Annotated in this window: 12 protein-coding genes; 9 read left to right on the forward strand and 3 right to left on the reverse strand. The window is 65.3% G+C overall.

Features of this window, described 5'->3' with window-relative positions; genetic code table 11:
- The coding region (uvrA, locus tag RMQ73_RS09855) for an excinuclease ABC subunit UvrA (RefSeq protein WP_310498029.1) at nucleotides 1-2,274 on the forward strand (2,274 nt) is incomplete at its 5' end.
- Nucleotides 2,275-3,050: 776 nt separating this feature from the next.
- On the opposite strand, the gene RMQ73_RS09860 is transcribed toward uvrA, so the two are convergent.
- Nucleotides 3,051-3,632, reverse strand: coding sequence for an HNH endonuclease signature motif containing protein (locus RMQ73_RS09860; RefSeq protein WP_310498030.1), 582 nt, complete (start codon nucleotides 3,630-3,632; stop codon nucleotides 3,051-3,053).
- 338 nt (nucleotides 3,633-3,970) lie between these two features.
- Between RMQ73_RS09860 and RMQ73_RS09865 the strand changes: the two genes are divergently transcribed.
- Entirely contained in the window at nucleotides 3,971-4,246 is a 276-nt protein-coding gene (locus tag RMQ73_RS09865; protein ID WP_310498031.1) for an AbrB/MazE/SpoVT family DNA-binding domain-containing protein, read from the forward strand.
- Nucleotides 4,243-4,632: a type II toxin-antitoxin system VapC family toxin gene (locus RMQ73_RS09870; RefSeq protein ID WP_310498032.1), complete on the forward strand. Its 390-nt coding sequence runs from the start codon at nucleotides 4,243-4,245 to the stop codon at nucleotides 4,630-4,632. Before RMQ73_RS09865 ends, RMQ73_RS09870 begins: the two co-directional genes overlap by 4 nt.
- A gap of 250 nt (nucleotides 4,633-4,882) precedes the next feature.
- Here RMQ73_RS09870 and RMQ73_RS09875 read toward each other — a convergent pair whose 3' ends face one another.
- Nucleotides 4,883-5,701: a MipA/OmpV family protein gene (locus tag RMQ73_RS09875; RefSeq protein WP_310498033.1), complete on the reverse strand. Its 819-nt coding sequence runs from the start codon at nucleotides 5,699-5,701 to the stop codon at nucleotides 4,883-4,885.
- Nucleotides 5,702-5,849: 148 nt separating this feature from the next.
- On the opposite strand from RMQ73_RS09875, the gene RMQ73_RS09880 reads away from it, so the two are divergent.
- The 6 genes from RMQ73_RS09880 to ftsY are packed head-to-tail and all read left to right on the forward strand — an operon-like array spanning nucleotide 5,850 to nucleotide 9,601.
- A complete protein-coding gene (locus tag RMQ73_RS09880; RefSeq protein ID WP_310498034.1) occupies nucleotides 5,850-6,095 on the forward strand; it encodes a hypothetical protein in 246 nt (81 codons plus the stop codon).
- Nucleotides 6,095-6,409 (forward strand): TraR/DksA family transcriptional regulator, encoded by a 315-nt coding sequence (locus tag RMQ73_RS09885; protein ID WP_310498035.1) that lies wholly within the window; start codon nucleotides 6,095-6,097, stop codon nucleotides 6,407-6,409. Before RMQ73_RS09880 ends, RMQ73_RS09885 begins: the two co-directional genes overlap by 1 nt.
- 31 nt (nucleotides 6,410-6,440) lie before the next feature.
- A complete protein-coding gene (pdxH, locus tag RMQ73_RS09890; protein ID WP_310498036.1) occupies nucleotides 6,441-7,034 on the forward strand; it encodes a pyridoxamine 5'-phosphate oxidase in 594 nt (197 codons plus the stop codon).
- Between the two features lie 8 nt (nucleotides 7,035-7,042).
- Complete coding sequence (locus tag RMQ73_RS09895; RefSeq protein ID WP_310498037.1) at nucleotides 7,043-7,861, forward strand: PhzF family phenazine biosynthesis protein; 819 nt, start codon at nucleotides 7,043-7,045, stop codon at nucleotides 7,859-7,861.
- Between the two features lie 25 nt (nucleotides 7,862-7,886).
- Complete coding sequence (gene dapF / locus RMQ73_RS09900; RefSeq protein ID WP_310498040.1) at nucleotides 7,887-8,690, forward strand: diaminopimelate epimerase; 804 nt, start codon at nucleotides 7,887-7,889, stop codon at nucleotides 8,688-8,690.
- Nucleotides 8,687-9,601 carry a signal recognition particle-docking protein FtsY gene (gene ftsY, locus RMQ73_RS09905; protein ID WP_310498038.1) on the forward strand — a complete coding sequence of 305 codons (915 nt, stop codon included), beginning with the start codon at nucleotides 8,687-8,689 and terminating at the stop codon, nucleotides 9,599-9,601. Before dapF ends, ftsY begins: the two co-directional genes overlap by 4 nt.
- 76 nt (nucleotides 9,602-9,677) lie before the next feature.
- Here the strand turns inward: ftsY and RMQ73_RS09910 are convergent.
- A partial coding sequence (locus RMQ73_RS09910) for an EAL domain-containing protein (protein WP_310498039.1) occupies nucleotides 9,678-10,865 on the reverse strand: 1,188 nt, incomplete at its 5' end.

Here is a 10,865-nt window from a genome sequence, read left to right on the forward strand (position 1 = left end):
GGCCTGGAATCCCGCCTCGCCGAAAGCTTCGAAACCGCGCTGAAACTTGCCGAAGGCCTTGCCATCGTCGAACTGGCAGATGCGGAACCGGTTACGGCCCCCGAACGCATCGTCTTCAGCGAAAAATTCGCCTGCCCCGTCTCCGGCTTTACCATTGCCGAGATCGAACCCCGGCTGTTCTCGTTCAACGCGCCGCAGGGCGCCTGCCCGGCCTGCGACGGCCTTGGCGAAAAGCAGCTGTTCGATCCCGATCTCATCGTTCCCAACCACGCCCTCACCATCGAAAAGGGCGCAGTCATGCCCTGGGCCAAATCCAACCCGCCCTCGCCTTACTATCAACAGGTGCTCGCCAGCATCGGCCGCGCCTATGGCTTCACGCTCAAAACCCGTTGGGCCGACATGTCTGCCGAGGCGCAGCACGCCGTCCTGCACGGCACCGGCAGCCGCGCCATCGCGCTGCGCTTCGAGGATGGCCGCAAATCCTATGAAGTCACCAAGCCGTTCGAAGGCGTCATCAAGAACCTCGAAAAGCGCCTGAAGTCCGAATCCGCCTGGACGCAGGAGGAAATCGCCCGCTACCAGTCCCCCGCCCCTTGCGAAACCTGCCACGGCGACCGGCTCCGCCCCGAAGCACTCAGCGTCAAGATCGCCGGCGAAACCATTGCCGACGCCGTGCGCCGCCCCGTCGGGCAGGCGCTGGCCTGGGCGCGCGCCCTGTCCGACAAACTCACGCCCAAGCAGCGCGCCATCGGCGACCGCATCCTCAGGGAAATCACCGAACGCCTCGGTTTTCTCGACAATGTCGGGCTGGATTACCTCAACCTCGACCGTAAATCCGGCACGCTGTCGGGCGGCGAATCACAGCGGATCCGCCTCGCCTCGCAGATCGGCTCCGGCCTGTCCGGCGTGCTGTATGTTCTCGACGAACCCTCCATCGGGCTGCACCAGCGCGACAATGACCGGCTGCTGGTGACGCTGCGCCGCTTGCGCGACCTTGGCAACACCGTGCTGGTGGTCGAACACGACGAGGACGCCATCCGCACTGCCGATTACATCGTCGACATGGGGCCGGGCGCCGGCGTCCATGGCGGGCACGTCGTCGCCCGCGGCAGCCTTGCCGATATCCTCGCCGCGCCCGGCAGCATCACCGGCGATTATCTCGCCGGCCGCCGCGCCGTGCCGTTGCCCGCCGCCCGCCGCAAGGGCAGCGGCAAGAAACTCACCGTGAAAAACGCCCGCGGCAACAACCTGACCGGCGTCACCGCGTCCATCCCGCTGGGCACCTTCACCTGCATCACCGGCGTATCGGGTTCGGGCAAGTCCAGCTTCACCATCGACACGCTGTATGCCGCCGCCGCGCGCGAGCTGAACGGCGCCCGCCTTGTCACCGCCGCGCATGACGGCATTGATGGGCTTGGGCATCTCGACAAGGTCATCGATATCGACCAGTCACCGATCGGCCGCACGCCGCGCTCGAACGCCGCGACCTATACCGGATTGTTCACGTTCATCCGCGACATGTTCGCACAGACGCAGGAGTCGCGGGTGCGCGGCTACGGGCCGGGGCGCTTCTCGTTCAATGTCAAGGGCGGCCGCTGCGAGGCGTGTTCGGGCGACGGCCTCATCAAGATCGAAATGCACTTCCTGCCCGACGTCTATGTCACCTGCGACGTCTGCCACGGCAAACGCTACAACCGCGAAACGCTTGAGGTGAAGTTCAAGGGCCACAGCATCGCCGATGTGCTGGACATGACCGTCGAAGACGGCGTCGAATTCTTCAAGGCCGTGCCGCCCATCCGCGACAAGCTCGCCATGCTGCTCGAAGTCGGGCTGGGCTATGTCAACATCGGCCAACAGGCAACAACGCTCAGCGGCGGCGAGGCGCAGCGCGTCAAGCTGGCCAAGGAACTCGCCCGCCGCGCCACCGGCAACACGCTGTATATCCTCGATGAACCCACCACGGGCCTGCATTTCGAGGATGTGCGCAAATTGCTGGAGGTGCTCCACGCGCTCGTCGACCACGGCAACACGGTGGTCGTCATCGAACACAACCTCGACGTCATCAAAACCGCCGACTGGGTCATCGACTTGGGGCCAGACGGCGGCGACAAGGGCGGGCAGATCGTGGCGGTCGGCACGCCGGAGGTGATCGCGGGGACGAAGGGCAGCTGGACCGGGCATTATCTGGCGCCGCTGCTGTCTGCCGCTGTAGCAGTGGATGCAAGTGAGGGGGCGCTTCCCACCAGGAAACGCCGCGCCGCCAAGGCCCAGTAAAAACGCCTCCGTCATCATCCCTTCTCCCGCCTGCGGGAGAGGGGAGAGACGGCGCAGCCGGCCCGGGTGAGGGTGTGCTCACACCCCGGAACAAGAAACACCCTCACCCGCCGCGCCGAAGCGCGAGTCGCCTCTCCCGCAGGCGGGAGAGGGGGGTGCGCGTCCCGCCGGGCACGCAGCCCAGCACCGCCCACACCACCGCGCCGACCGCCCTACCCGTCACCCCCGCGCAGGCGGGGGTCCAGCGCGGACACCGTGCCGCTTGAGTACGTCGGCGCCGTCACCCTCCCGAAAAAAATCCCGCCCTACCTGTCACCCCCGCGCAGGCGGGGGTCCATCACCGGGACTCTGTTTATGCTGCTCAAAGGGTCGAGCCGCAACGCGATCGCAGCCAGCGACAGACCGACCAGTCCGGGGTGGCGCATCAGAAACCCCCGCCAACTTGCGCGCTTGTTGCCTGCATCGCGGAACTCACCGCTTGCGGCGTGCAATTGCCATGCACGCGCCTGCGTCCCCGAGGCCGCTCGTGCGCGAAACACAACCAATGGCCCTTGCCGGTGATAAACATCGAACGACGGCACATCATGCGCCGTACACCATGAAGTGCCTCGGCCCCACCACATCGCCGACCACGGAGTCAGCGGAACCGCAACCAGCCACTCGCTGTTCTCGACAAGAACCAGCGTGTTCAGTCGCAGAGCCTCGGGGATTTCATCAAGAAGGATACAAGACACGTCGAAAAATTGATCATTTCAAGATCATTTTCAATATTTTAGTTAAAAACTGCGGCGTAGTCCACCAGCACCATGAAGGACGCGGTGACGTTGCAGGCGTTGCCGAACCGGCTCTGTCAAACCGGGCAGAACAAGGTTTGCGTCATGCCGGAGTGCCGCTTCGGCGATCCGGTGCAAACTCGCTGCAAACATGACAGCGCCATCGTCATCGAACCCGACGAGGCCCCGGTCGAAAGCAGCATCCCAAAGTGCCGATAGCAGCAGGCCATTGTCCGCCGACAAGCGTTCTGCCTCGTTTTCGCAGCGGTTCCACGGCACGATGTGAGATGCGCGCAACAGCGCCCGCTCCTCGATGCCCGTCATCGGGCAACGGCCATGCCAGCGATGTTCCAGAGCCTTGCGAAACGCGCCCTGCCCAAGCCGCGCTTTCTGCATCCGGAGCGTCTCGGTTTCGACAGCAGCTTCGATATCCAGCCCTGCAAGGCCAGAGGCCAACCGGTATCGGCCACCACCATCGAAAATGAGCACGCCGTCATCGCGCAAATCCTGCAAAACGCGGCTCAAGGTCTGGGCGGGCGTTGCGCCCGCGCTGCCCACAACCGCGACAATTGCGGGCAGGTCCAATTCAATCAGCTCCTGCCGAGAGACCGCGCCAGACTGGCCCGCACGCCGCTTTACAGCGTCCCAAACCGCCTGTTTCCACGTCTGGCGCATTTTTTCTCTGTTCCTCTAATTGGTGCTCAGACTGACACAGACGCGGCCGGCGGCAAAGCCGCCGAGTCCGCTGGGTGGGTGTTAGGCAGCAAGAAAGGTTGCGCGGCGGAGCCGCGCCGTCGGACGGGTTCGGCTTGGCCGGCCTTAGGGCCGGCAGCCGACCCGCCGGTCGGGCACTGCGCCGAGTCTGCTCACTGCGCTGCACGCTGCGGCTTGCCACCCTGTTCGGTAAGACCTATCTTACCAGCATGAACGCTTACACCCAGCTTTCGGCCAAGGGCCAGATTGTCATTCCCAAGCCGGTCAGGGATGCCCATGACTGGCGGCCCGGCATGGCATTCGAGGTCATTGACCGGCCCGATGGTATTCTGCTGCGGCCGACCACGGCCTCGGCGAAACAGTTGACGCTGGCCGAGTTCAGGGCGCTGCTACCGGTGCATCAAGGACCGGCGGTGTCGATCACCAACATGGACGCCGCCATCGATGCTGAGCGCGGCGAACATTGGGACCGGCAGGCGAAGTGATCGCAGTCGATACCAACGTGCTGGTACGGTTCCTGACCCGCGATGACGCGGTTCAAGCCGCCGCAGCGGAGCGGCTGTTTGCCGACAATGACATATTGCTGCTGACCAGCGTGATTGTCGAAACGGAATGGGTACTGCGAGCCGCCTATCGCTGGCCGCGCGGCATCATCAACACGGCACTGGCGGCGCTGCTTCGTCTGGAGCGGGTGACGGTCGCGGCGGCCACTGGCGCGGCCTGGGCGCTGGAGCGTCATGCGGCGGGCGCCGACCTTGCCGATATGCTGCATCTGGTGGCGGCAACGGGTGCCGATGGTTTTGCCACTTTTGATCGGCGGATTGCCGTTGAAGCGGGCGAAGCGGGCCCGGTGCCTGTTTTGACGCTCTAGGACGTTCCGAGGACATTGCATGTAAGCCGCTGCGCCAAGTGTCATTGCTTCGTAGTGGATCGCCAGACACTGGCCGGCGGCAAAGCCGCCGAGTCCATGGGGTTTTCAGGAGGAAGAAAGGTTGCGCGGCAAAGCCGCGCCGTCGGACGGGTTCGGCTTGGCCGGCCTGAGGGCCGGCAGCCGACCCGCCGGCCGAGCACTGCGCGGAGTCCGTGGCCTACGCTGCGCGTTGGCCACGGCCCGCTTGGCCTTACCAGCTGAACCGATAGCTGTAGCCAAGCCCGACCGTTACCTGGTCCCGGTCGCCGCGCAGCCGAATGAGCGTCGAATCCGCCGCTGCATCACCAAGCCGGTCATAGGCGGAAAACAACGTCAGCGCACCGTCACGGCCACGCGGGCCAAGCGGCTTGATCAACGCTGCGTTGACCCCCGCCGACACCAGCCCCGACCCGGTGCGAAACACCGGCAAGCCGGCGGCGGCGGACTGGGCGGCGGTCACGCCGAAATAGGTGTTGGTGAAGCCGGCATCGGCAAAGCTGGCGCGCAGGCCGAGGTACCAGGCCAGCGTGCCGTCACGGCGCCGGTCGCTCCAGGCCACAATCGTGTCGGCGACCAGCCCGTCATGGCCGCCAAAGCCCTGCCGCACTTCGGCGCGCAGTCGTAACCGGCCAGCCGCAAGGGATTTCTGGGCAAACCCGCCCATTTCAACCGCAAGATCGACATCGCCCATGCCGCGCAAGGCCTCGCTGCCGCCGGCGATCAGGAACGGCGAACCCCCGTTGGATTCGCGCCGGCCAAAGCGGGTCTTGGCGAGCGGGCCGAGCTTCCAGCCGTCCTGGTTAACGACATTCCAGCCCAGCCCATCGGGAATCGAAAAGAACACGGTGTCCCGGTAATTTACCCGCAAATCGGGAAAGATCGACAAGGCCGTGTCCCGCGACCCCTGCCAGGCCGGGCCGACGACGGGCACGACGCCGATGCTGAGGCTCCAGGGCTTTGCCGGAGGTTGTTGCGCGGCAGCAGGCGCAGCGATTGCGGCAAGGATAGTCAGGGCAAGCAGGAACTTCACGATTGGCAGCCTTTGTTCGGGAGTACGGCGCGGCTCATGCCTCAAACATTACGTCTTGGCAATGTGGAGCGCGCAATGCGGCACAGCGGGCGGCGGCAGCGTTGGGCATACTGCCGGCACAGATGTTTTCCGGCAGGGAGACCAAGGAATGACACATTTCAAACGAGAATTGACCGAGGCGTTTCCGGGCCAATCCGCGCTGCTCCACCAGCTTCAGGCCGACGACGGGCATTTCCGCACATTGGTCAACGAATTCGACAACCTCGCCGATTCCATAGGCAGCGGCACGGCGCTGCTGGACGCAGAATTGGAGCAGTTGAAGAAGCAACGGCTGGCCGTGCTCGACAAGATCGCCGCTGTGATGACGGACAATGGCAACGAGGGGGTTTCGTGATGGACATGGCCGCGATCACCACCAACCTGAAATCACGGCTGGCCGAGCTGGGTGTCAGCATCGCCGACATGGAAAGCCAGCGCCGCGAACCGCTGGATGCGGATTTCGCCGATCAGGCGGCGCAGCTGGAAACCCAGGACGCCATGGGCGGCATCGAGGATGCCCGGTTGGCTGAAGTGCAGGCCATCCACCGCGCGCTGAACCGCATTGCAAGCGGCAGTTATGGCCAATGCAGCATCTGCGGCGGCGACATCGCTGCGGCGCGACTGGCGGCGTTGCCAACAACAACGCGGTGCATCGCCTGCGCAGGGTGACATTGCAGGCGGGGGCGGCTATCCCGGCGGCATGACCACCGCCGCCCTTTCGTTCGACACGCCCTTCACGCTGTTCGGCGAGTGGCTTGCCGCCGCCGAAGCCAGCGAAATCAACGACCCCAACGCCTTTGCGCTGGCCACTGCCACAGCCGATGCCCGGCCCAGTGTGCGGATCGTGCTGCTCAAGGGCTGGGACAATCGCGGGTTCGTGTTCTACACCAACCTCGACAGCCGCAAGGGGCAGGAAATCGCCGCCAACCCGTTTGTGCACCTGGACTTTCACTGGAAATCGTTGCGCCGCCAGGTGCGTGTCGATGGCCGGGCCGAGCCAGTAAGCGACAGCGAGGCCGACGCCTATTTCGCAACACGGCCTCGGAACAGCCAGCTTGGCGCATGGGCGTCGCAGCAGTCGCGCCCGCTGGCCAGCCGCGAGGCGTTCGACGACGCCGTCAATGCGATGGACGCGCGCTTTCCCGGTGACGTGCCGCGCCCGCCGCGCTGGTCCGGCACCCGCATCGTGCCCACCCGCATCGAATTCTGGCAGGACCGGTCGGGCCGGCTTCACGAACGCGAAGTCTATGACCGGCACGGCGATGGCTGGACGCTCGGGCTGCTCTATCCCTAAGGACCGATATGCGCCTGCCATTCACCCAGATCGATGCCTTTGCCGATGCGCCGTTCAGCGGCAACCCAGCGGCTGTCATGCCATTGACGGCATGGCTGCCCGACGCCGTGCTCCAGGCCATTGCCGAGGAAAACAACCTGTCGGAAACAGCGTTCCTGGTCCCCTGCCCCGACCCGGAAACCGCCGAATTCGACCTGCGCTGGTTCACACCGGCGCTTGAAGTGACGCTGTGCGGCCATGCGACGCTGGCCAGCGGGCACTTGATCCTCACGGCGATGCCCGATCTGGCGGAAGTGCGTTTTTCCACCAACAAGTCCGGCGTGCTGACCGTGAGCCGCGACGCGGGCGGCTATGCACTCGCGCTGCCGTCCCTGCCCGCTGCCGATGCCGCCGATGCAGATCTGCTTGCCGCCGTTGGAGCGGCGCTTGGTGCCATGCCGGGCGAAGTCTGGCGGCGCGGAGAAGATTATCTGATGGCCGTGTTCGCCGATGTGGACGCCGTCACCGGTCTCAAGCCCGATTTTCGCGCCGTCGTGGCGCTGGCGCCGGGCATCGACTTGATGCTGATTGCCACCGCGCCCGGCACCGACAGCGATATCGTCAGCCGGGTGTTCGTGCCGGCAGCCGGCATCGACGAGGACCCGGTCACCGGTTCCGCCCATGCCGTGCTGGCGCCCTATTGGACACAGCGGCTGGGCCGCAGCAACTTCACCGCCGTGCAGGCCAGCCGGCGCGGCGGACGGATTGGCTGCCGGCTGGCTGGCGACCGCGTGATCCTGACCGGCCGGTGCCGCACCGTCATCGAGGGGGAGTATATCCTTGGCTGAGCCGCGTCCCCGCCGGTTCTGGAAGATGCACGGCCTGGGCAACGACTTTGTCGTGTTCGATGCGCGCAATCCTGACGAGAGCGGGGCGCCGCTGGACCTGACATCGGCGCAGGTACGTGGCCTGTCCGACCGGCGCACCGGCATCGGCTGCGACCAGCTGATCGTAGTCGGGCGGGGCCAAAATTCAGGTGCCGTTTCCGTGCGCTTCTGGAATTGCGACGGCGAGGAGGTCGCTGCGTGCGGCAACGGCAGCCGCGCCGTGGCCGTGCTGGTCGGCGATGCCACGCGCATCGAAACCGCCGGCGGGCTGTTGTCCGCCAGTCCCCAGCCCGGCGGCGCCAGCATCGACATGGGCAAGCCGCGCTTTGGCTGGGAGGACGTGCCGCTGGCGTTCGCCATGGATACAGCAAAACTGCCGCTGGGCTGGGAGCAACTGGAGGGGCCGGGCGCAGTCAGCGTCGGCAACCCGCATGCAGTGTTCTTTGTCGCGGACCCATTTGCGGTCGATCTCGAACGACTTGGACCGATCATCGAACAAGACGCCGCCTTTCCGAGCCGCGTCAATGTCGGTGTTGCAGCGATGACATCGCGCGATCAAATGGTCTTGCGCGTTTGGGAACGCGGCGCCGGGCTGACCCGCGCCTGCGGCACCGGCGCTGTCGCAGCAGTGGCCGTGGCGCAGCGGCGCGGCCTGGCCGATGCTGGCGTCACCGTCAGCCTGCCGGGCGGTGACCTGGCCATCACCCGGTCGGACGACGGCCATCTGCACATGGCCGGGCCGGCCACCATAGCCTTTGTCGGCGAGATTGATCCGGAGCTGTATCGATGAGCTGGCTTGACCGGCTGCGCCAGGGGCTGGCGCGCACCACCACCAAGCTGGGCGACAATCTGGCCGGCCTTGCCACCGGCACTATGCCGCTGGACGAGGAACGGCTGGACCAAATCGAGGAAGCGCTGATTGCCGCCGATCTTGGCCCGGCAGTGGCGGCGCGCATCCGGGAGCGCCTTTCGGACCAGAAATTCGCACGCGGCATCGACGAAGCCGGGCTGAAGGACGCGGTTGCAGCCGAGGTTGCCGCTGTGCTGGCGCCTGTCGCCAAGCCGCTGGCGATCACCGCTTTCCCGCGTCCGCATGTCATCCTGGTGGTCGGTGTGAATGGCAGCGGCAAGACGACGACGATCGCCAAGCTGGCGCGCCGGTTTGTCGAGGCGGATTACACGGTCATGCTGGCCGCCGGCGACACGTTCCGCGCTGCCGCCATAGCCCAGCTGCGGATCTGGGCCGACAGGATCGGCGTGCCATTGGTGTCGGGCGAACAAGGCGCGGATGCTGCCGGGCTGGCGTTTGATGCGCTGCAAAAGGCACGCGAAGCCGGCACCGATGTGCTGATCATCGACACGGCCGGGCGGTTGCAGAACAAGGCGGGTCTGATGGACGAACTGGCCAAGATGCGGCGCGTTCTGCAGAAACTCAGCCCAGCGGCGCCGCATGACACGCTGTTGGTGCTTGATGCCACCACCGGGCAAAATGCGCTGAACCAGATCGAAGTGTTCGGCGATGTCGCCAAGGTCACCGGGCTGGTGATGACCAAGCTGGATGGCTCGGCACGCGGCGGCATGCTGGTTGCGGCTGCCGACCGTTTTCGCCTGCCAATCCATGCCATCGGCGTGGGTGAGGGCATGGATGATCTCAGGACATTTGCCGCCGAAGACTTTGCCCAGGCCCTGCTGGGGCGCTGAGCGGGAACGGCATCCTTCCCCAAGGCGCCATTGGGCGGCCCGGAAAGTGCGAGCAATTCAGGGGCACGACCTGATCCTAGTTCAGCAAAGGCCGGGATTGACCACCGCCAAGGCTGGCGAGGGCCACTGAAACAGCCGCAGCGGTCCTGTCGCCCGCGACAGGTGGCGACAGGAAATCACCTGCCACCAGCGTCACGCCGATATCCCGCAGGGCTGTCATGATGTCGGCACTGGCAACACCCTTGGCGACCACCTGCATGTCGAGCGCACGGCCGACACCGGCTGCACCGGCAACGATTCCGGCAACGGCGGGATCATGCGCCAGACTGGACAATAGCGTCGGACCCAGCGCGATGATATCGATGGGAAAGTGGCTGAGCCGGCTCAGATGCGAAACGCCGTCGCCAAAATCGTCAATAGCAAGCCTGACGCCCTGTTTTCGCAATTGACGGATCACTTCGGCATTTCCCGGCTCGACAGTCATCAGGTCTGCCTCGGCCACGGCAAGGATCAGGCGAGACGGAGCAAGGTTGTGTGCGGCCAATTGCGCCAGCACCTGAACGGCAAAGGCAGGATTGGCGAGGTCGGCCTCCACCACATGGTACCAAAGCGCAACGGGTGCGGGATGCGACGCAACAGTCGACAAGGCAGCTGGCAAGGCGAGTTTGTGCAGCCCTTCGCTGCGACCACGCTGCGTGATGATCTGCAACACCTGTTCGGCATCGATCATGCCGCTGTCGGAGCGGACCATGGGACGCAGTTCCAGCGCCATCAGGCTGCCGCGCTGGGCGTTGATGACGGGCTGGAACATCATCTCGATGCTGCCACTGCGCAATGCCGCTTCGACGCTGGATTCAAGGGCGGCCCGGGCAGCGGCGGCCTCGGCCTGGCTGGCATCGAACATCACGGCATTGCTGCCATGACGGCGTTTGGCCGACAGCAGCGCCAGATCTGCGGCACGCATCAGTGCGTCGGCAGTGTTGCCGTGCACGCCGCGAATGGCCATGCCGGCAGCAAGGCCGACCTGCGCCACCGATTCACCGAATTGCGCTGGCGTATCCACTGCTTCGATCAGGCGGCCCACGATCTCCAGCAATTTTTCCGTATCATCGCCATCGACAATCATGGCAAATTCATCACCGCCAAAGCGTGCCAGGAAGTGATCGGGAGCAGCCGTGCGCAAGCGGAAGCCGACCCGGGTAATCACCCTGTCGCCGATCGGGTGGCCAAGCCGTTCATTGACCTGCTTGAAGCCGTCCAGATC

It is taken from the genome of Sandarakinorhabdus sp. (assembly GCF_031430775.1).
Classification (GTDB): Bacteria; Pseudomonadota; Alphaproteobacteria; order Sphingomonadales; family Sphingomonadaceae; genus Sandarakinorhabdus.

Bases quoted from the DNA above. Each gene is read 5' to 3' on its own strand.
- RMQ73_RS09865 (WP_310498031.1), top strand. From the start codon at position 3,971: ATGAACGCTTACACCCAGCTTTCGGCCAAGGGCCAGATTGTCATTCCC.
- RMQ73_RS09880 (WP_310498034.1), top strand. From the start codon at position 5,850: ATGACACATTTCAAACGAGAATTGACCGAGGCGTTTCCGGGCCAATCC.
- RMQ73_RS09885 (WP_310498035.1), top strand. From the start codon at position 6,095: ATGGACATGGCCGCGATCACCACCAACCTGAAATCACGGCTGGCCGAG.
- pdxH (WP_310498036.1), top strand. From the start codon at position 6,441: ATGACCACCGCCGCCCTTTCGTTCGACACGCCCTTCACGCTGTTCGGC.
- RMQ73_RS09895 (WP_310498037.1), top strand. From the start codon at position 7,043: ATGCGCCTGCCATTCACCCAGATCGATGCCTTTGCCGATGCGCCGTTC.
- dapF (WP_310498040.1), top strand. From the start codon at position 7,887: ATGCACGGCCTGGGCAACGACTTTGTCGTGTTCGATGCGCGCAATCCT.
- ftsY (WP_310498038.1), top strand. From the start codon at position 8,687: ATGAGCTGGCTTGACCGGCTGCGCCAGGGGCTGGCGCGCACCACCACC.